General features: G+C 60.6%; 24 protein-coding genes. 22 read left to right on the top strand and 2 right to left on the bottom strand.

From position 1 onward, the window contains the following. Positions 1-121: 121 nt before the first annotated feature. Complete coding sequence (locus DWW73_RS01145) at positions 122-775, bottom strand: transcriptional regulator (RefSeq protein WP_117778535.1); 654 nt, start codon at positions 773-775, stop codon at positions 122-124. Positions 776-1,052: 277 nt separating this feature from the next. Between DWW73_RS01145 and dpaL the strand changes: the two genes are divergently transcribed. The 5 genes from dpaL to hydA all read left to right on the top strand — a co-directional run bounded on the left by dpaL (position 1,053) and on the right by hydA (position 7,436). Further along, entirely contained in the window at positions 1,053-2,267 is a 1,215-nt protein-coding gene (gene dpaL / locus DWW73_RS01140) for a diaminopropionate ammonia-lyase (RefSeq protein WP_055252227.1), read from the top strand. A gap of 237 nt (positions 2,268-2,504) precedes the next feature. Then, positions 2,505-3,890 carry a YgeY family selenium metabolism-linked hydrolase gene (locus DWW73_RS01135; RefSeq protein WP_117778534.1) on the top strand — a complete coding sequence of 462 codons (1,386 nt, stop codon included), beginning with the start codon at positions 2,505-2,507 and terminating at the stop codon, positions 3,888-3,890. Positions 3,891-4,091: 201 nt separating this feature from the next. After that, complete coding sequence (gene ygeW / locus DWW73_RS01130) at positions 4,092-5,294, top strand: knotted carbamoyltransferase YgeW (protein ID WP_117778533.1); 1,203 nt, start codon at positions 4,092-4,094, stop codon at positions 5,292-5,294. Between the two features lie 150 nt (positions 5,295-5,444). Continuing rightward, positions 5,445-6,059 carry a nucleotidyltransferase family protein gene (locus tag DWW73_RS01125; RefSeq protein WP_158563758.1) on the top strand — a complete coding sequence of 205 codons (615 nt, stop codon included), beginning with the start codon at positions 5,445-5,447 and terminating at the stop codon, positions 6,057-6,059. Between the two features lie 9 nt (positions 6,060-6,068). Then, a complete protein-coding gene (gene hydA, locus DWW73_RS01120; protein WP_117778531.1) occupies positions 6,069-7,436 on the top strand; it encodes a dihydropyrimidinase in 1,368 nt (455 codons plus the stop codon). A 119-nt stretch (positions 7,437-7,555) separates the two neighbouring features. On the opposite strand, the gene yqeC is transcribed toward hydA, so the two are convergent. Then, positions 7,556-8,290: a selenium cofactor biosynthesis protein YqeC gene (yqeC, locus tag DWW73_RS01115; protein ID WP_117778530.1), complete on the bottom strand. Its 735-nt coding sequence runs from the start codon at positions 8,288-8,290 to the stop codon at positions 7,556-7,558. Positions 8,291-8,392: 102 nt separating this feature from the next. On the opposite strand from yqeC, the gene yqeB reads away from it, so the two are divergent. From yqeB to rpsK, 17 genes are all read left to right on the top strand, one after another. Further along, on the top strand, positions 8,393-9,187 hold the full coding sequence (gene yqeB / locus DWW73_RS01110) for a selenium-dependent molybdenum cofactor biosynthesis protein YqeB (RefSeq protein ID WP_117778529.1): 795 nt from the start codon (positions 8,393-8,395) through the stop codon (positions 9,185-9,187). A gap of 9 nt (positions 9,188-9,196) precedes the next feature. Further along, positions 9,197-10,240 carry an XdhC family protein gene (locus DWW73_RS01105; RefSeq protein ID WP_117778528.1) on the top strand — a complete coding sequence of 348 codons (1,044 nt, stop codon included), beginning with the start codon at positions 9,197-9,199 and terminating at the stop codon, positions 10,238-10,240. A 325-nt stretch (positions 10,241-10,565) separates the two neighbouring features. Continuing rightward, positions 10,566-11,123, top strand: coding sequence for a 50S ribosomal protein L5 (gene rplE, locus DWW73_RS01100; RefSeq protein ID WP_117778527.1), 558 nt, complete (start codon positions 10,566-10,568; stop codon positions 11,121-11,123). 79 nt (positions 11,124-11,202) lie between these two features. Beyond that, complete coding sequence (locus DWW73_RS01095) at positions 11,203-11,388, top strand: type Z 30S ribosomal protein S14 (RefSeq protein WP_022094280.1); 186 nt, start codon at positions 11,203-11,205, stop codon at positions 11,386-11,388. 119 nt (positions 11,389-11,507) lie between these two features. Beyond that, the gene (gene rpsH / locus DWW73_RS01090; protein ID WP_006235262.1) at positions 11,508-11,906 is read left to right on the top strand and encodes a 30S ribosomal protein S8; all 399 of its coding nucleotides are present in this window, start codon (positions 11,508-11,510) and stop codon (positions 11,904-11,906) included. A gap of 33 nt (positions 11,907-11,939) precedes the next feature. Continuing rightward, the gene (gene rplF / locus DWW73_RS01085; RefSeq protein WP_006235263.1) at positions 11,940-12,476 is read left to right on the top strand and encodes a 50S ribosomal protein L6; all 537 of its coding nucleotides are present in this window, start codon (positions 11,940-11,942) and stop codon (positions 12,474-12,476) included. 75 nt (positions 12,477-12,551) lie between these two features. After that, positions 12,552-12,920: a 50S ribosomal protein L18 gene (gene rplR / locus DWW73_RS01080; RefSeq protein ID WP_006235264.1), complete on the top strand. Its 369-nt coding sequence runs from the start codon at positions 12,552-12,554 to the stop codon at positions 12,918-12,920. A 14-nt stretch (positions 12,921-12,934) separates the two neighbouring features. Continuing rightward, positions 12,935-13,459 carry a 30S ribosomal protein S5 gene (gene rpsE, locus DWW73_RS01075; RefSeq protein ID WP_006235265.1) on the top strand — a complete coding sequence of 175 codons (525 nt, stop codon included), beginning with the start codon at positions 12,935-12,937 and terminating at the stop codon, positions 13,457-13,459. Between the two features lie 2 nt (positions 13,460-13,461). Then, a complete protein-coding gene (rpmD, locus tag DWW73_RS01070) occupies positions 13,462-13,644 on the top strand; it encodes a 50S ribosomal protein L30 (RefSeq protein ID WP_006235266.1) in 183 nt (60 codons plus the stop codon). 3 nt (positions 13,645-13,647) lie between these two features. Next, positions 13,648-14,097: a 50S ribosomal protein L15 gene (gene rplO / locus DWW73_RS01065; protein ID WP_006235267.1), complete on the top strand. Its 450-nt coding sequence runs from the start codon at positions 13,648-13,650 to the stop codon at positions 14,095-14,097. After that, entirely contained in the window at positions 14,091-15,377 is a 1,287-nt protein-coding gene (secY, locus tag DWW73_RS01060; RefSeq protein WP_035137447.1) for a preprotein translocase subunit SecY, read from the top strand. Before rplO ends, secY begins: the two co-directional genes overlap by 7 nt. A gap of 18 nt (positions 15,378-15,395) precedes the next feature. Then, positions 15,396-16,022, top strand: a complete 627-nt coding sequence (locus DWW73_RS01055) for an adenylate kinase (protein ID WP_055252238.1) — start codon at positions 15,396-15,398, stop codon at positions 16,020-16,022. Then, on the top strand, positions 16,019-16,807 hold the full coding sequence (gene map / locus DWW73_RS01050) for a type I methionyl aminopeptidase (protein WP_006235270.1): 789 nt from the start codon (positions 16,019-16,021) through the stop codon (positions 16,805-16,807). Before DWW73_RS01055 ends, map begins: the two co-directional genes overlap by 4 nt. Positions 16,808-16,911: 104 nt before the next feature. After that, on the top strand, positions 16,912-17,130 hold the full coding sequence (gene infA, locus DWW73_RS01045) for a translation initiation factor IF-1 (protein ID WP_035137443.1): 219 nt from the start codon (positions 16,912-16,914) through the stop codon (positions 17,128-17,130). A 150-nt stretch (positions 17,131-17,280) separates the two neighbouring features. Continuing rightward, positions 17,281-17,394, top strand: coding sequence for a 50S ribosomal protein L36 (gene rpmJ, locus DWW73_RS01040; protein ID WP_006363204.1), 114 nt, complete (start codon positions 17,281-17,283; stop codon positions 17,392-17,394). Between the two features lie 14 nt (positions 17,395-17,408). Then, positions 17,409-17,783 (top strand): 30S ribosomal protein S13, encoded by a 375-nt coding sequence (gene rpsM / locus DWW73_RS01035; protein ID WP_022094275.1) that lies wholly within the window; start codon positions 17,409-17,411, stop codon positions 17,781-17,783. Positions 17,784-17,797: 14 nt separating this feature from the next. Beyond that, positions 17,798-18,202 (top strand): 30S ribosomal protein S11, encoded by a 405-nt coding sequence (gene rpsK, locus DWW73_RS01030; protein ID WP_006235274.1) that lies wholly within the window; start codon positions 17,798-17,800, stop codon positions 18,200-18,202. Positions 18,203-18,212 lie beyond the last annotated feature (10 nt).

The raw sequence follows: 18,212 nt of genomic DNA, 5'->3' as shown, positions 1-18,212 counted from the left end.
TGTTCCACCCTTTCGAAATACTAATGACATCGATTATATGGAACTTTCCAAGCGGCTCGGTCTTGGATTCATGCTTTCCAGAACTCGCGCCCAAAAGGGGAGGGGCAATCCAGGTGAGTGCCTACTTGTCGCCTGCTGCCGCCTTGGCCTCATTGAGGTAGCTATAGAAGCTGTATTTGGAGATGCCAAAGAACTCGCAGGCGCGCTCGCTCGACTTGGAAATGAGGAAGGCGCCGCGACGGTCGAGGTAGCCGATGGCACGAATGCGCTCGTCTTTGGTCATGAGCGCCGCGGGCTTGCCCACAAACTGCTCGCACTCGTGCAGCAGGTCCTCGAGCAGGTCGCCGATGTTCTTGGTAATGGGCTCGGGCTCGGTGTAGCCCGTGCCGCCGGTGCCGGTAAAGGCATCGAGCGAACGCTCAAAAGCCTTCATAAGCGTAATGTCAAAGTTAATGCCCAAAATGCCGACGGGCTTACCCTCGTCGTTGCGGATAAAGATGGTCGAGGATTTGAGCAGCTTGCCATCGGTGGTTTTGGTGAGGTATGGCTCGCGGTCGTGCACGTCGGTGGTGCCCTCGTGCATGGACTCAAACACAATATGGCTGGGGCCGTCACCCAGTGTGCGCCCGCTGACGTGGCCGTTTTCGATCACCACGATGGAGTGGTCCACGTCGTCGGTTTCCAGGTCGTGGACGACGACTTCGCAGTTGGGGCCAAATTGGAGCGCCAGGCCGTGTGCAAGGCGCTTGTAGAACTCAATCTGTGCGGGGGTCATGGGTGCCTTCCTAAAAATTAGTTTGGGCTCACTGTGCCATAAACCCCACTTGTTCGCAAATAACGAAAGCGTCGCTGTGTTATGTGACCGTTCGGCGGCGAAAAGGTACCGATTACGGCAACAAACAATTTGTTAGGTTTTCCAATCAAAAAGTGTGATAGAACAGTGCTAACAAACTTTTTGTTTGGCATCCACATAAAAGTTCAGCCGTGTGAATGGGATCGGGCTGAAACGCGTATGCGGGGGCCGGCAAGAGAGAACTTAAGGAGTTCACCGTATGGCCGATAAGATCCAGTGGGCGGGCAACACGATGCCCAAGAGCGATGACAAGCACTTGGGAATCATGAGCCTCGACCACGTGAAGAAGGCCCGCGCCTTCCACCAGTCGTTCCCCCAGTACACCGTCACTCCGCTTGCCCGCCTGGATGGCCAGGCCGCGCGCCTAGGCCTGTCCAACCTGTGCGTTAAGGACGAGAGCTATCGCTTTGGCCTCAACGCCTTTAAGGTCCTGGGCGGATCGTTTGCCATGGCCAACTACATTGCCGACGAGACCGGCAAGGACGTTGCCGAGTGCACCTTCGATTACCTGACCTCCGATCAGCTTGCCAAGGACTTTGGCCAGGCCACCTTCTTTACCGCCACCGACGGCAACCATGGCCGCGGCGTGGCATGGGCTGCCAACAAGCTGGGCCAGAAGGCCGTCGTGCACATGCCCAAGGGTTCCACCAAGCCCCGCTTCGATAACATTGCCGCCGAGGGCGCCACGGTGACCATCGAAGAGGTCAACTACGACGAGTGCGTGCGCATGGCCGCCGCCGAGGCCGACGCCTGCGAGCGCGGCGTCATCGTTCAGGATACCGCCTGGGAGGGCTACGAGAAGATCCCGTCCTGGATCATGGAGGGCTACGGCACCATGGCTTCCGAGGCTGCCGAGCAGCTGCGCGAGATGGCCATCAACCGCCCGACGCACGTCTTTGTCCAGGCTGGCGTGGGCTCGCTCGCCGGCGCCGTGGTGGGCTACTTCACCAACCTGTATCCCGATAACCCGCCCACCTTCGTCGTGGTCGAGTGCGCGCCTGCCGCCTGCCTGTACAAGGGCGCTGCCGCCGGCGACGGCGATCCGCGCATCGTGGACGGCGACATGCCCTCCATCATGGCCGGCCTGTGCTGCGGCGAGCCCAACATCCTGGGTTGGGATATCCTGCGCAACCACACCACCGCCTTCGTGTCCTGCCCCGACTGGGTCACCGCTCGCGGCATGCGCACCCTGGGCGCTCCCGAGAAGGGCGACCCGCGCGTTATCTCCGGCGAGTCCGGCGCCGTGACCACCGGTCTGGTCGAGACCCTTATGCTCGATCCCGAGTACGCCGAGCTCAAGGAGCTCATCGGCCTGGACAAGACGAGCTCCGTGCTCTGCTTCTCCACCGAGGGCGACACCGATCCGGATCAGTACCGTCGCATCGTCTGGGAGGGCGAGTATCCGACCTGCTAGCAGACTGACCTGTCCGGAGGCAGCCGGAGGACTTTACTCCCTGCTCGGACAGTCCTGCTCGCACGGAGAGCACATTAAGTGCTCTCCGGCTCGTGCGGAACTCGCGACGGAGCAAAGTCCTCCGTCCGCCTCCTATGGTTACTTGCTTGTGGGGTGCTCGACCTCACGCTGCTTGGCACAAGTGATCTATCTGAAATATCTACCTGTAGGTAAACCCTTGTAGAAAGGTTGACTGTTATGACTAAAGAACTCGATTTTGATGCCATTAAGGCTACTGCGGAGTCCCATCGTGCTGATATGACTCGCTTCCTGCGCGCCATGATCTCTCACCCCTCTGAGTCTTGCGAGGAGGGTGAGGTTGTCGCTTGCATCAAGGCCGAGATGGAGAGCCTTGGCTATGACGAGGTCAAGGTCGACGGCCTGGGCAACGTTATGGGCTTTATGGGCGAGGGCGACAAGATCATCGCCATCGACTCCCACATCGACACCGTCGGCATCGGCAACATCGAGAACTGGGATGCCGATCCCTATGAGGGCTACGAGACCGACGAGATCATCTACGGCCGCGGCGGCTCCGACCAGGAGGGTGGCATGGCTTCTGCTACCTACGCTGCCAAGATGATGAAGGACATGGGCCTCATCCCCGAGGGCTACAAGATCATGGTCGTCGGCACCGTCCAGGAAGAGGACTGCGACGGCATGTGCTGGCAGTACATCTACAACAAGGACGGCATTAAGCCCGAGTTCGTCATTTCCACCGAGCCCACCGACGGCGGCATCTATCGCGGTCACCGCGGCCGCATGGAGATCCGCGTCGACGTTCACGGCACCTCCTGCCACGGCTCCGCTCCCGACCGCGGCGACAACGCCATCTACAAGATGGCCGACATCATCGCCGACGTCCGCGCCCTCAACAACAACGGCTGTGACGAGTCGACCGACATCAAGGGCCTCGTCAAGATGCTCGACCCCAAGTACAACCCCGAGCACTTCGAGGACGCCCGCTTCCTGGGCCGCGGCACCTGCACCGTCAGCCAGATCTTCTACACCAGCCCCAGCCGTTGCGCCGTGGCCGACTCCTGTGCCATCTCCATCGACCGTCGCATGACCGCCGGTGAGACCTGGGAGTCCTGCCTGGACGAGATTCGCAACCTGCCGGCCGCCAAGAAGTACGGCGACGACGTGAAGGTCTCCATGTACATGTACGACCGTCCGTCCTGGACCGGCGAGGTTTACGAGACCGAGGCTTACTTCCCCACGTGGATCAACAAGGAGACCGCTCCGCACGTCAAGGCCCTCGTCGACGCCCACAAGGCCATGTTCGGTGACGAGCGCATCGGCTGCGAGCCCAGCATGGACAAGCGCACCGGTCGTCCGCTGTGCGACAAGTGGACCTTCTCCACGAACTGCGTTTCCATCCAGGGCCGCTATGGCATCCCCTGCGTCGGCTTCGGCCCGGGTGCCGAGTCTCAGGCTCACGCTCCCAACGAGGTCACCTACAAGGACGACCTGGTCACCGCTGCCGCCATGTATGTGGCTGCCCTGAACCTCTACGATCCGAGCCAGGCCGATGGCGACGCCACCGTGTTCCGCGCCGGTCTGACCAACAACAAGATCGATTAGTCCCATTCCTCGATCTTGTTGAGCCGGGGACAGCTCGTGTCCCCGGCACCCCCTGTTGACTTGGGGCCCGCGGTCGTTATCTCCCATGCTTCCTCAACGGTAGCGGGTCCTCGTCATAGTGCTCTGCATGTTCTAGCCACACGCGCATGCCGTAGCACATCTACTCATTGCAATCGTTTCATCTTTGGAAAGGATATTTACATGGACGCCAAGTTTACCGAGCTCGTCGAGCAGCTGAACGGCCTCGATTTTAAGGGCATGTACGGCAGCGACTTCCTGCACACCTGGGATAAGACCACCGATGAGCTCAAGGCGCTCTACATCGTCGCCGACGCCCTGCGCGAGCTGCGCGAGAACAACGTTTCGTCCAAGATCTTCGATTCGGGTCTGGCCGTCTCCCTGTTCCGTGACAACTCCACCCGTACGCGCTTCTCCTTCTCTAAGGCAGCCAACCTGCTCGGTCTTGAGCTGCAGGACCTGGACGAGAAGAAGTCCCAGATCGCTCACGGCGAGACCGTCCGCGAGACCGCTACCATGATCTCCTTCATGGCCGACGTCATCGGCATCCGCGACGACATGTACATCGGCAAGGGCGACGCCTACATGGCCGAGGTCTCCGAGTCTGTCCAGCAGGCCTACGAGGACGGCGTTCTGGATCACCGTCCCACGCTCATCTCCCTGCAGTCCGACTCCGATCACCCCACGCAGTCCTCTGCCGACATGCTCTACCTCATCAACGAGTTTGGCGGTCTTGAGAACCTCAAGGGCAAAAAGGTTGCCGTCACCTGGGCCTACTCGCCCTCTTACGGCAAGCCGCTGTCCTGCCCGCAGTCGCTGATCAGCCTGCTGCCCCGCTTTGGCATGGACGTCACCTTGGCCCACCCCGAGGGCTACGACCTCATGCCCGAGGTCGTCGAGCGCGCCAAGGGTTATGCCGCCGAGTCCGGCACCACCTTTAAGCAGGTCAACACCATGGCCGAGGCCTTCGAGGGCGCCGACATCGTGATCCCGAAGAGCTGGGCTCCGTTTGCCGCCATGGAGAAGCGCACCAACCTGTACGCCGAGGGCGACGACGCCGGCATCGCTGCACTCGAGAAGGAGCTGCTCGCCCAGAACGCCACCCATCAGGACTGGTGCTCCACGACCGAGCTCATGGAGAAGACTGCCAACGGTCAGGACACCATCTTTATGCACCCGCTGCCCGCCGACATCTCCGGTGTCTCCTGCGAGCACGGCGAGGTTAACGCCGACGTCTTCGACATGCACCGCGTGGGCATGTACAAGGAGGCCAGCTACAAGCCGTACGCCATCGCAGCCATGATGTTCCTGCAGAAGGTTGCCGATCCCGCCGCTACCCTCAAGGCCCTCGACGAGCGCAGCACCGCCCGTTGGTTCCAGGCCTAAAGCTGGGTTGAGGTAAGCCATGTAAAGGGGGCGCTCTGCCAACCGGCGGGGTGCCCCTTTTTGCATCGTGGGCGTGCGGGATAAGCGCTTTCGATGTAGATGCCCCGCGACGCGAGTTATGGGTACGATGGTTTCAGGGGAGGTATCGCCATGAAACTTGGTTGCGTCATTATGGCTTCGGGCGAGGGCAAGCGATTTGGCTCTAACAAGATGCTCGCCGATATCTATGGCGAGCCGCTGATTGCCCGGACCATTGATTCGGTTCCCCGGGGCTTTGACGTTGTGGTTTCGACGCGTTGGCCCGAGGTCGCTCAGATTTGCGAGGACAAGCATTGCCCGTGCGTGCTGCACGATGGCGAGCTGCGCAGCGAAAGCGTCCGTGCGGGCCTTTCGTGGGGAGTCGAACGCAACTGGAAAGGTTGCCTCTTTTTGCCGGGCGACCAGCCGCTCGTGAGTTCAGATTCTTTTGAGGCTATGGTTCGTGCATTTGACGAGCGTGGCCGCAAGCATCCGGTGCGTCTTGCGTGCAACGGTGAGCCTTCGAGCCCGGTGCTCTTTCCGGCGGAACTGTTCGATGCACTTATGTGTCTTGGGGGTAAGGACGGCGGCGGTTCGATCCTCAAGGACCGTACCGACGTGGTGCTGGTCGAGGCGCGTGCCTACGAGCTGTGGGACGTCGATACCGTCAAGGGACAGCGACGCATAACGGAGCATATCGCCGCCTGCTCGTATTTTGATCGCGTGGCCAACTGCATCAATCAATAAGGAGCAATTATGATCATCATCAAAAACGGCGCACTCGTGACGCCCCAGGGGCTTCGCCGCGCCGATCTTGCCATGGAGGGCGACAAGATTGTGCGGATTGCCGCGGCAATCGAGCCGGGCGAGGGCGATACCGTCGAGGACGCCACCGACTGTTGGGTGTTTCCCGGCTTTATCGACGGCCACACGCACATGCAGTGCTGGACTGGCATGGATTGGACGGCCGATAGCTTTGAGACCGGCACGCGCGCGGCTGCCTGCGGCGGCACGACGACCATTGTGGACTACGCGACGGCCGATCGCGGCGTGACCATGCCCGATGCCTTGGTCGAGTGGCATCATCGCGCCGACGGCACCTGCACCGCCAACTATGCCTTCCATATGGCGCTTGCCGAGTGGAATGAGCGCAACCGCGCCGATCTTTCGGCCATGCGCGAGGCGGGCGTGTCGTCGTTTAAGACCTACTTTGCCTACGACCATCTGCGCCTGGACGATGCCGAGACGCTCGAGGTGCTGGAGGAGCTCAAGCGCGTGGGCGGTATCCTGTGCGTGCATTGCGAGAACGGCACGTTGGTCAACGCGCTGCAGAAGCGCGTGTTTGAGCAGGGTATCCACGGGCCCGAGGGCCATGCGCTCAGCCGTCCGGACGTGTGTGAGGCCGAGGCCGTGAGCCGCCTGCTGTATCTGGCGCACTTGGCCGGGGACGCTCCGGTCAACGTGGTGCACCTTTCGACCAAGCTGGGGCTCGAGGCCATTCGCGCTGCCAAAGCGCGCGGGCAGAAGAACATCTATGTCGAGACATGCCCTCAGTATCTGATGCTCGACGACACCTGCTATCTGGAGCAGGGCGAGGACGGCTTTGCGGGCGCCAAGTACGTGATGAGCCCGCCGCTGCGCCATGCCGGTGACCGTGCCGCGCTGCGCGAGGCGCTTGTGGCTGGCGAGATCGATACTATTGCGACCGATCATTGCAGCTTTAACCTGCACGGGCAAAAGGACCGAGGACGCGATGATTTCCGCGCGATTCCCAACGGCGGGCCCGGCGTGGAGCATCGTCCCGTTGCGATTGCCACGAGCTTTGAGGGACAGCTGGGTCCCGAGGATCTGTGCCGCTTGATGAGCGAGAATCCGGCGCGCGTTTTTGGCATGTATCCGCGCAAGGGCTGTCTTGCCGAGGGCGCCGATGCCGACGTGTGCGTGTGGGATCCGTGCGCGCGTTGGACGATCAGCGCCGCGACGCAGCATCAGGCCGTGGACTACACGCCGCTCGAGGGTTTTGAGGCACATGGCCGCGCCAAGGCCGTGTTTGTGAACGGCGTGCTGGCCGCGCGCGACGGCGAGCCCACCGGGGCCCAGCCCGGTCGCTACGTGCCCCGCTAGCAGGAAGATCACCGGATTTCCCTCCGCAGTTGCGGTGGAATAGTTCCTGTTTAGCTGCCAAATAGGCCGTTTCAGGAACTATTCCACCGCAACTTATAGGCCTGCTGGGGCAGCGCCAGCTACTTGAGGTTGGTGGCGACGACGGGGCGGCCGAGGGCTGCCTGGAAGCGGTCGGCTATCGTTGAGTCGGCAAGTGTGTCGACTTGGTTGAGCATGACGCGTGCGGTGCTGAGCTTCAGCGCCTGCATCTCGGCATAGAGCACCTGGGCGACGCGCTCGGGCGTGGCGATGTCGGTGGGCTCGCAGCCGCAACGTTCGCAAAAGAGCTCGGGGCGGTGGACGGCTTCGTTGATGGGCTTGCCGAGCCCCGAGGCGCCGACGACCCAGACAACGTTTGCCGTGGCGGCGGGAATTACCGGCTCCCAGGCGGCGTGCGCCTTGAGCGGGAGCCGCTTGCTGCCGTCCGCCTCGGCCAGGACGTAGTCAAAGCGCTGCGCCAGCTGGTCGAGCGGCGCGGCGGGGGAGGAGAGCTTGCCCGTCTGGGGGTCCAAGACACCTGCTTGGCAGATCCTTCCCCGCACAAGCCCCGCGCAGGCCTCGCAGGTGCAGCCTGGGGTGTGTAAGGCACCTGGCTTCCAGGGCGCGGCGTCCAGACGACGGCTCGATCCGTCCCACGGCACGCCGGCGACGGGAAACATATGCGTGGTGGTGCAGAGGAGCACGCGGCCGCCAGAGCGCATGAGCTCAAGGCTCAGCGTCTTGAGCAAGGTCGACTTGCCGCCGCTGCCGATAATCGCGGTAATGCCCGGCTCGATCCTGAGCGCCGAGGCAAGATTACCGTTAACCGTTTCCATATGTTCACCGCCGTATAATACTGTGATAATAAATAATCATCAGAGCAGCGGTCGAACCGCTTTTGCTCTGCTCAAACCGTAGCACAGGGAGGTGCCCCGGGAATGCTCGTTTATGTTCGCGGCGCCGGCGATATCGCCACGGGCGTCGCCGCTCGCTTGGTGCGCGCCGGCGTTTCGGTCGTTATGGCCGATATCGCGGTTCCCACGTGCATCCGCCGCACAATCTGTTTTTGCGAGGCCATTCGCCTGGGCGAGGTCGAGGTCGAAGGCATTCGCGCTCGCTTGGCACGGACGCCGGCTGAGGCGCTTGAGATTACCGAGGCTGGAGACGTCGCCGTTGTGGTGGACCCTCAGGCCAAGATGCTCGATGAGCTTAAACCCGCGGCTGTGGTCGACGCGATTTTGGCTAAGCGCAACTTGGGCACCACGCGCGACATGGCGCCTGCCGTCATCGCTGTGGGGCCGGGCTTTACCGCGCCGGTTGACTGCGACGCCGTGGTCGAGACCATGCGCGGACATTTTCTCGGCCGTGTCATTACCCAAGGTTCGCCCCAGCCCAACACGGGCGTGCCGGGCATTATCGCCGGCTATGGCAAGGAACGTGTTATCCACAGCCCCGCCGCCGGCGTGTTTAGGTCCGACCGCACCATCGGCGACATCGTGAGTGCCGGCGATGTGATCGGGTATGCGGGTGATACTCCCATGGTCACGCAGATCGACGGCTGCTTGCGCGGCCTTTTGGCCGACGGTGTTCAGGTGACCGAGGGCTTTAAATGTGCCGACGTCGACCCGCGCGGCGATGCCAGCTATATCAACTATATTTCGGACAAAGCGACGTCGGTCGGCGGCGGCGTGCTCGAGGCACTCGCTATGCTCACCGATGTCTTTAGAGGATAGAAGGCGGCAATGGAAAAGCTCGATGTTGTGAATGCGGCGCTTGCCGCCCTGCGTGCTGGCGAGACGTGCGAGCTGGTGGTCGTGGCCGGTACGGCGGGGTCGTCCCCGCGCGGTGTGGGCGCCTGGATGGCCGTCTTTGCCGATGGCAGCCAGGCGGGCACTATCGGCGGCGGCAAGATTGAGCTCTTTGCGCTGGACGAGGCGCGCGAGCTGCTGGGCGCAGGGCAATCGCGTCTGGTCCGCTACACCATGGGCGGCGAGAACTCCGATACCGGCATGATCTGCGGCGGAGCCATCTGCCTGTGCTATCTGCACCTGGATGTATCGCAGGCGCCGTTGTTCCAGTCGATTGCCGACGTCTTGGCGTATCGACGCATCGGCGACTTCGTCATCGACTTTGAGCCGTTTATCGCGAGCGCGCTCGAGGGCGATGTGGCCAAGTACCATGGCGAGGAGTCGCGCCGCACCATAATGGGCTGCCCCGAGCTTTCGCTGGTGGAGGAGGGGAGTAGGGTCACCTACACCAACGCCGCCTCTGAGATTCCTCCCGCGCACATCGAGACGCTCTGCCCCGAGGGCCTGACCTATATCTTTGGCTGCGGACACGTGGGTGCTGCGACGGCGCGGGTGCTCACGGCGGCGGGCTTTGCCGTCGTGGCCTGCGACGATCGCCCGGGCACGTTGACGCCCGAATGGGTGCCCGGTGTCTACGACCGTCGTCTGGTCGACTACAAGAACCTGAGCAAGCAGTGCCCCATCGGCCCGCGTGACCTAGTGGTCGTCGCCACAGCAGGTCACAAGTCCGATATCGACGTGGTGATTCAGGCCATGCGTGCCAAGCCTACCTATCTGGGTTGCCTGGGTTCGCGCCGCAAGACGGCCTTTGTGCGCGCCCGCCTGGAGCAGGAGGGCTTTACGCAGGAGCAGATTGACGGACTGCACCTGCCGATCGGTGTCGCCATCGAGGCCGAGGACCCCGAGGAGATCGCCATCTCCATCGCTGCCGAGATGATTCACCTGCGCCGCACCAAGCTCGTCCCCCGCAAGCGCTAATCGCATCCCCATATATGAGTTGCGGTGAAATGCGGACTGTTTAAGCCTGTTAAGCCGTCAAACGGTCCCTATTTCACCGCAACTGCCATTTTCCTCCGTCCCCTAGGGATCGATATGTGCGGGGGAGTTGTGGAGTTGTGCAGGCAGACGAGGTTTTTCTGGAAATACGCTCCCGATGCGCGTATAGTACCGATTGTTTTGTCGGCTCCTGCTGCGTCGAGTCCAAACCGAAAAATGCCATGAGCGGCGCGGATGCAGTCAGGAGGCACGAGGACAACCCACCGTGGCCACGCCCCGTGCTTAAAACCCCAAGAAGGAGTGAACAATGGCAGAAGAGAAGTATGTGCCGCGTCTGAAGACCAAGTACAACAACGAGGTCAAGCAGCAGCTTCAGGACAAGTTCCAGTACGAGAACGTCATGATGATCCCCAAGTTTGAGAAGATCGTCGTGAACATGGGTGTCGGCGAGGCCGCTACCGATTCCAAGGCCATCGACGGTGCCGTGCGCGACCTGCGCGCCATCACCGGTCAGCAGCCGATGATCACCCGTGCCCGCAAGTCCATCGCTACCTTCCGCCTGCGCGCTGGTATGCCGATCGGCTGCAAGGTTACCCTGCGTGGCGACCGTATGTGGGAGTTCTTCGATCGTCTGACCTCCGTCGCGATCCCCCGTATCCGCGACTTCCGCGGCATCTCCGCCAAGAGCTTCGACGGCCGTGGTAACTTCTCCATGGGCGTCACCGAGCAGCTCATCTTCCCCGAGATCGACTTCGACTCCGTCGATCACCAGCGTGGTATGGACATCACTTTCGTGACCACCGCCAACACCGATCAGGAGGCCAAGGCCCTTCTGGACGCCTTCGGTTTCCCGTTCAAGAAATAGGTTCACCTGCCCTATGAGCGCCGTTCCCACAAGGGGGCGGCGCTTGGGGCGAACAATACTCTATGTGAGGAGGATATAAGTGGCTAAGACATCGATGATCGTCAAGTGCAATCGCAAGCAGAAGTTCTCTACTCGTGAGTACACGCGCTGCCAGCGCTGCGGCCGTCCGCACTCTGTGTACCGCAAGTTCGGCCTGTGCCGTGTCTGCTTCCGCGAGCTTGCACTCAAGGGCGAGCTTCCCGGCGTTAAGAAGGCCAGCTGGTAAGTCACTACCAGCGTTTCAAGCATCAGTTTGGAACAGGGAAAACGCGCTAAAAAGGCTTTGCCGTTAAGGGCGGCGAAGAACCAAGAGCACGTGTTCATCAAGAACGAAGGAGAATCTGTATGAACCTTACAGACCCGATCGCAGATATGCTTACGCGCATCCGTAACGCTAACTCTGTGAACAAGGCCACGGTCTCCATGCCGAGCAGCAAGAAGCTCGTCGAGATCGCTCGTGTTCTGCACGAGGAGGGCTACATCGAGGGCTACGATGTCGAGGACACCGTTCCCCAGAAGACTCTGCACATCACGCTTAAGTATGGTCCCAAGAAGGCTAAGGTCATCAACGGCATCCGCCGCATTTCCAAGCCGGGCCTGCGTAAGTACACCGGCGTTGCCGACATGCCCCGCGTCCGCGGTGGCCTTGGTACCGCCATTATTTCCACCAGCCATGGCGTCATGACCGACCGCGATGCTCGCAAGCACAACGTCGGCGGCGAGATCATCGCTTACGTCTGGTAATTCGCTCGGTAGGTAGAAGGAAAGGAGATCACCGTGTCTCGTATCGGTAATAAGCCTGTCCAGATTCCCGCCGGAGTCGAAGTGGCAGTCAACGGCAACAACGTTGTCGTCAAGGGCCCCAAGGGCCAGCTCGAGCTTGATGTCTTTGAGAAGCTCGCTATCAACGTCGAGGACAACGTCCTCACCGTTTCCCGTCCCGACGACGAGCGTGAGACCCGTGCCCGCCACGGCCTCACCCGCGCCCTCATCCACAACATGGTTGTTGGCGTTTCCGAGGGCTTCGAGAAGAAGCTCGAGCTCGCCGGCGTCGGTTACCGCGTGCAGCAGAAGGGCAAGAACCTCGAGTTCTCCCTGGGCTTCTCGCACCCCGTGATCGTCGAGGCTCCCGAGGGCATCACCTTCGAGGTTCCCGACAACACCCACGTGAACGTCAAGGGTATCAACAAGCAGCAGGTCGGTCAGATCGCCGCTGAGATCCGCGGCCATCGTCCTCCCGAGCCTTACAAGGGCAAGGGTATCCACTACGTTGGCGAGCACATCCGCCGCAAGCTGGGTAAGGCCGCCAAGTAGTCGTAACCGACTCACTCGCATAAGACCAGCACCCCGTCAGGTGCTGGCAAGATCAACCTTTTTAGGAGTTTACGTATGAACAAGCATAAGGCGAAGCTGGAAGGCCTCAAGCGTCGTCAGCGTCGTGTTCGCGGCAAGGTCTCGGGTACCTCCGAGCGTCCGCGTCTTCGCGTGACCCGTACTAACGCCAACATCTATGCCCAGATCATCGACGACAGCAAGGGCTCCAGCCTGACGCTCGTCTCTGCCTCGACCCTCGAGGCCGAGTTCAAGGGCACCCACACCTCGAACAAGGAGGCTGCGGAGAAGGTCGGTCAGCTCGTTGGCAAGCGCGCCATCGAGGCCGGCATCACCAAGGTCGCCTTCGATCGCGGTGGCCGTATCTACCATGGCCGCGTCAAGGCCCTCGCCGACGGTGCTCGTGCCGCCGGTCTCGAGTTCTAGGAGGTATGTAGCACATGGCTCGTAATCAGAAGCAGCAGCGCGAGGCCTCCGAGTTCGAGGAGCGCGTCGTTTACATCAACCGCGTGTCGAAGACCGTCAAGGGTGGTCGTCGCATGAGCCTCGTCGCTCTCGTCGTCGTTGGCGACGGCAAGGGCAACGTCGGCGTTGGCATGGGCAAGTCCGCTGAGGTGCCCATGGCCATCTCCAAGGCGTCTCTCGATGCCAAGAAGAACATGTTCCACGTGCCGGTGACCGAGCAGGGCACCATCCCGCACGAGGTTCTCGGCCACTTTGGTGCCGGCCGCATCATCATCAAGCCCGCTGTCGAGGGTACCGGCGTTATCGCCGGCGGCGCTGTGCGTCCCCTCTTCGAGCTTGCTGGCATCAAGAACGTCCTGTCCAAGTCCCTCGGTACCGACAACGGCCTCAACATCATTAAGGCTGCCGTCGAGGGCCTCAAGGAGCTCTCCAGCCCTGAGGACGTCGCGGCTCGCCGTGGCCTGACGGTCTCCGAGATGTTCGTCGGTAAGGAGAACTAAGCATGGCTGACACCATCAAGATCAAGCAGGTCCGCAGCACCAACGGTTGCAAGCAGGACCAGGTCCGTACTGTCCGTGCCCTCGGTCTCCACAGGATCCGCGAGGTTCGCGAGATTGCTGACAACGAGTCCGTCCGCGGCATGATCTTCAAGGTCAAGCACCTTGTCGAGATTGTAGAGGAGTAGCAAATGCAGCTTCACGATCTTACTCCCGCGCCCGGTTCCACCAAGAACCGCAAGCGCGTCGGCCGTGGCAATTCTTCGGGTCACGGCACCACTTCTGGCCGCGGTCAGAAGGGCCAGGGTTCCCGCTCTGGCGGCACCAAGGGTGCCGGCTTCGAGGGTGGCCAGACTCCGCTGGCTATGCGCCTGCCCAAGCTTCCGGGCTTCCGCAACCCCCGTCGTATCGAGTACACCGCTGTTAACGTTGAGCGTCTCGAGCGTAAGTTCGAGGATGGCGCTGTGATCGACGGTGCCGCTCTTAAGGCCGCTCGCATCACCAAGAGCGAGTTCGAGCCCGTCAAGGTGCTCGGCAATGGTGAGCTCACCAAGAAGTTCACGGTCAAGGTCGACAAGGTCAGCGCTTCTGCGCAGGCCAAGATCGAGGCCGCCGGCGGAAAGGTCGAGCTGCCGTGCTAAATGGTCTTAAGAATGCTTTCCGCATCAAAGAATTGCGCGAAAAGATTCTTTTTACCATAGCTATGCTCGTCGTGTACCGCATTGGTGCGCACGTTCCTGTGCCCGGCATTCCCTTCCAGGGGATGCTGGGCCTTTTCTCGACCGATAACAATTCGGTCGCCGCAGGTGCTATGGCCCTCCTGAATCTTTTCTCTGGCGGCGCGTTGAGCTATGTGTCGGTGTTTTCGCTGGGCATCATGCCTTACATCACCAGCTCAATCATCCTCCAGATGCTCCAGGCCGTTGTGCCTTCCCTGCATGAGCTTGCCCGCGAGGGCGAGGTCGGTCAGACCAAGATTACGCAGTATTCGCGTTACCTCACCCTGGCTCTGGCAATCCTCAACTCCGTGGGTTACCTCTTCCTCTTTAAGAGCTTCGGCATCAGCTTTAATGGCGCCGGCGCTCCCGAGATCATCTTCGACCTCATGATCGTCGGCACGCTCACTGCGGGTGCCATGCTGATCATGTGGATTGGTGAGCTCATCACCCAGCGCGGTATCGGCAATGGCATGTCGCTGATCATCTTCGCGAACATCATGGCCGGTCTTCCGCAGGCGATCTTCTCCAGCACCGAGGGTAACGCCGGTGGCATCATCACCATGGTGATCATCTGTGCCATCATCCTGCTGGTTATCCCGCTGATTGTTTTCCTTGAGCGCGGCCAGCGCCGCATTCCGGTCTCCTACGCTAAGCGCGTCGTGGGCCGTCGCATGATGGGTGGCCAGACCACCTACCTGCCCATCAAGGTTAACACCGCGGGTGTCGTGCCGATCATCTTCGCTTCGGCGCTGCTGTACTTCCCGGCTCAGATTGCTGTGTTCTTCCCCGGCATCGGCTGGATTCAGGCAGTTGCCTCTGCGCTTTCGACCGGTTGGCTCAACTGGGTGCTTAATGTTGTCCTCATCGTGTTCTTCGCGTACTTCTACACCTCCATGGTGTTCAACCCCGATGACACCGCCGACAACCTTAAGAAGCAGGGCGGCTTTATTCCGGGCGTTCGTCCGGGTAGGGCTACCGCGGCCTACATCAAGAACGCGCTCAACAAGATCACGCTTCCCAGCGCTGTCTTTTTGGCGCTCATCGCCATCGTGCCTTCGATCATCTTCTCCTTCACGGGTAACCATCTGATCCAGGCTTTTGGCGGAACGTCCATCCTCATCATGGTCGGCGTCGTGCTCGACACGGTCGATAAGCTCGAAGGCCAGATCAAGATGTATGATTACGATGGATTCTTTAAATAGGCTAGAGGAGGATTGCTCATGAACCTCGTATTGCTCGGAGCTCCGGGTGCCGGTAAGGGTACCGTCGCACAGGAGCTCGTCGCCGAGTTTGGCGTCGCCCACATTTCCACGGGCGACCTGCTGCGTGCTGCCGTCAAGGGCGGCACCGAGCTTGGTATTCAGGCTAAGAAGTACATGGACGCTGGCGAGCTCGTTCCCGACCAGCTCGTGATCGACCTTGTCAAGGAGCGCCTTGCCGCCGATGACGCCCAGCAGGGCTTCATTCTCGACGGCTTCCCGCGCAACACCGCCCAGGCTGTGACGCTCGATTCCGAGCTCTCCGCCATGGGTCGCGAGATCGATTGCGCCCTTCTGGTCGATGTGGCCCCTGAGGTCATTATCGATCGTCTGTCTTCGCGTCGCACCTGCCGCGCCTGCGGTTACACCGGCACTGCTGCCGATGCCACCTGCCCCAAGTGCGCCGGCGAGATGTATCAGCGCGACGACGACAAGCCCGAGACCATCAAGAACCGTCTCGACGTCTACGAGAAGTCCACGAGCCCGCTCGTCGACTACTATCGTGGCCAGGGTCTGCTCAAGTCGGTCAACGGTGACCAGGCTCGCGAGACCGTGTACGGGGATGTCAAAGAGGCTCTCGGTCTATGATCAAGATTAAGTCTGCAACGCAAATCGAGCAGATGAAGAAGGCAGGAGCGCTATCTAAGATGGCGCTCCGCCACGTTGGAGCCATGGTGCGCCCCGGCGTTTCGACTTTTGAGCTCGATCAGCTCGCGGAGCAGATTATCCGCATGCATGGCGGCACCCCTGCCTTTAAGGGTTACGGCGGGTTCCCGGGGACCATTTGCGCATCGATCAACGATGCCGTGGTCCACGGTATTCCCAACCCCGACATGATTCTGCGCGATGGCGATATCATCTCCATCGATACGGGAGCCGTTGTCGACGGTTGGGTCGGCGATAACGCATGGACGTTTTTCGTCGGCACCCCCACGCCCGAAGCCAAGGCTTTGTGCGAGGTCACGCGCGATTGCCTTAAGGCTGCCATCGAGCAGGCTGTTCCCGGTAACCATATCGGGGACGTCGGTTATGCCGTTCAGTCCCTTGCCGAGTCTCACGGTTACGGCGTGCTTCGTGATTATGTGGGTCATGGCATTGGCCGCGTGATGCACGAGGACCCCAACGTTCCTAACTATGGAAAGAAGGGGAGGGGCGTTCGCCTCCAGGCCGGCATGGTCATTGCCATCGAGCCGATGGTTACGATGGGTTCCAACCATGTGAGCACGGGCTCCGACGGTTGGATTGTTACGACCAACGACCACCTGCCCGCCGCGCACTACGAGAACACCGTCGCCATTACCAATGACGGTCCGGTGATTCTCACCACGGATGCCCAGGGTGCTTGGTGTTCGCTCCAAGGCGGAGAAATGTAACAAGTTCCACTTAGTTGTGGAGCCATTACGAAGTTATTACGATGCGTGCATACGTGTTGTAGAATACTCAATCGCTGTCGTTTTCTAGAGAAAGATGATTGCTTGTGAAGAAGGAAGACGCAATTGAGCTCGAGGGTACGGTAAAGGAACCGTTGCCCAATGCCATGTTTAAGGTTGAGCTCGAGAACGGTCATTCGGTTCTGTGCAACATTTCTGGCAAGATCCGAATGAATTACATCCGTATTCTCCCCGGTGACAGGGTTGTCGTGGAGCTTTCCCCGTACGACCTGACCCGCGGCCGCATCACCTATCGCTACAAATAGCGGCACGCATACACGCACTCCATTTCCGACTGCAGGCTTAGCTCAACCTACGGTCGGATTGTGTGTGAAGACCAGCCATAGTTTTAAACGCCTGCGGCTGGGCGAGTAGATAGTAGGGAAGTAGTTTGAGCGCTACCGAAAGGAAGAACGATGAAGGTACGTCCTTCGGTCAAGAAGATGTGCGATAAGTGCAAAATCATTAGGCGCCATGGCAAGGTCCTCGTCATTTGCGAGAACCCCCGTCATAAGCAGCGTCAGGGTTAAGAGAGGAGACTACGTTGGCCCGTATTAATGGTGTCGACCTCCCGCGTGAGAAGCGCGTTGAGATCGGTCTGACCTACATTTACGGCATCGGCCGCACCACTGCGACGAAGATCTGCGTCGAGTGCAACGTTAACGTGGATACGCGCGTTAAGGACCTCACCGAGGATGAGGTTAACGCCATCCGCGATTATATCGATAAGAACCAGATCATGGTTGAGGGCGACCTCCGCCGTGAGCGCAACCAGAACGTCAAGCGCCTTATGGACATCGGCTGCAACCGCGGCCTTCGTCACCGCAAGGGCCTCCCGGTCCGCGGCCAGCGCACCCACACTAACGCTCGTACCCGCAAGGGCCCGAAGCGTCAGATCGGTGCTAAGAAGAAGAAATAAGGAGCGCTAGATAGATGGCTACTGCTAAGAAGAACGTTCGCGCTGCCCGTCTGAAGCGCGCGGACCGTAAGAACATTTCCGTGGGCCAGGCTCACATTCGTTCTACGTTCAACAACACGATCGTTTCGATCACCGATCCCCAGGGCAACGTCATTTCCTGGAAGTCGGCTGGCCAGGTGGGCTTCAAGGGCTCCCGTAAGTCCACGCCGTTCGCTGCCCAGATGGCTGCCGAGGCTGCTGCCAAGCAGGCCATGGAGCACGGTATGAAGAAGGTTTCCGTCTTCGTCAAGGGCCCCGGCTCCGGTCGTGAGACCGCCATCCGCTCCCTCCAGGCTGCTGGCCTCGAGGTCTCGAGCATCCAGGACAAGACCCCCATTCCGCACAACGGCTGCCGCCCCAAGAAGCGTCGCCGCGTGTAACTGAAAGGAT

The sequence above is a fragment of the Collinsella sp. AF16-8 genome (genome assembly GCF_003462695.1).
In the GTDB taxonomy this organism is placed as follows: Bacteria; Actinomycetota; Coriobacteriia; order Coriobacteriales; family Coriobacteriaceae; genus Collinsella.
This window is presented reverse-complemented; position numbering and strand designations above follow the sequence as displayed.

Excerpts from the sequence above, each read along its gene's own strand:
- DWW73_RS01145 (WP_117778535.1), bottom strand. The coding sequence starts at position 775 with ATGACCCCCGCACAGATTGAGTTCTACAAGCGCCTTGCACACGGCCTG.
- dpaL (WP_055252227.1), top strand. The coding sequence starts at position 1,053 with ATGGCCGATAAGATCCAGTGGGCGGGCAACACGATGCCCAAGAGCGAT.
- DWW73_RS01135 (WP_117778534.1), top strand. The coding sequence starts at position 2,505 with ATGACTAAAGAACTCGATTTTGATGCCATTAAGGCTACTGCGGAGTCC.
- ygeW (WP_117778533.1), top strand. The coding sequence starts at position 4,092 with ATGGACGCCAAGTTTACCGAGCTCGTCGAGCAGCTGAACGGCCTCGAT.
- DWW73_RS01125 (WP_158563758.1), top strand. The coding sequence starts at position 5,445 with ATGAAACTTGGTTGCGTCATTATGGCTTCGGGCGAGGGCAAGCGATTT.
- hydA (WP_117778531.1), top strand. The coding sequence starts at position 6,069 with ATGATCATCATCAAAAACGGCGCACTCGTGACGCCCCAGGGGCTTCGC.
- yqeC (WP_117778530.1), bottom strand. The coding sequence starts at position 8,290 with ATGGAAACGGTTAACGGTAATCTTGCCTCGGCGCTCAGGATCGAGCCG.
- yqeB (WP_117778529.1), top strand. The coding sequence starts at position 8,393 with ATGCTCGTTTATGTTCGCGGCGCCGGCGATATCGCCACGGGCGTCGCC.
- DWW73_RS01105 (WP_117778528.1), top strand. The coding sequence starts at position 9,197 with ATGGAAAAGCTCGATGTTGTGAATGCGGCGCTTGCCGCCCTGCGTGCT.
- rplE (WP_117778527.1), top strand. The coding sequence starts at position 10,566 with ATGGCAGAAGAGAAGTATGTGCCGCGTCTGAAGACCAAGTACAACAAC.
- rpsH (WP_006235262.1), top strand. The coding sequence starts at position 11,508 with ATGAACCTTACAGACCCGATCGCAGATATGCTTACGCGCATCCGTAAC.
- rplR (WP_006235264.1), top strand. The coding sequence starts at position 12,552 with ATGAACAAGCATAAGGCGAAGCTGGAAGGCCTCAAGCGTCGTCAGCGT.
- rpsE (WP_006235265.1), top strand. The coding sequence starts at position 12,935 with ATGGCTCGTAATCAGAAGCAGCAGCGCGAGGCCTCCGAGTTCGAGGAG.
- rpmD (WP_006235266.1), top strand. The coding sequence starts at position 13,462 with ATGGCTGACACCATCAAGATCAAGCAGGTCCGCAGCACCAACGGTTGC.
- rplO (WP_006235267.1), top strand. The coding sequence starts at position 13,648 with ATGCAGCTTCACGATCTTACTCCCGCGCCCGGTTCCACCAAGAACCGC.
- DWW73_RS01055 (WP_055252238.1), top strand. The coding sequence starts at position 15,396 with ATGAACCTCGTATTGCTCGGAGCTCCGGGTGCCGGTAAGGGTACCGTC.
- map (WP_006235270.1), top strand. The coding sequence starts at position 16,019 with ATGATCAAGATTAAGTCTGCAACGCAAATCGAGCAGATGAAGAAGGCA.
- rpmJ (WP_006363204.1), top strand. The coding sequence starts at position 17,281 with ATGAAGGTACGTCCTTCGGTCAAGAAGATGTGCGATAAGTGCAAAATC.
- rpsK (WP_006235274.1), top strand. The coding sequence starts at position 17,798 with ATGGCTACTGCTAAGAAGAACGTTCGCGCTGCCCGTCTGAAGCGCGCG.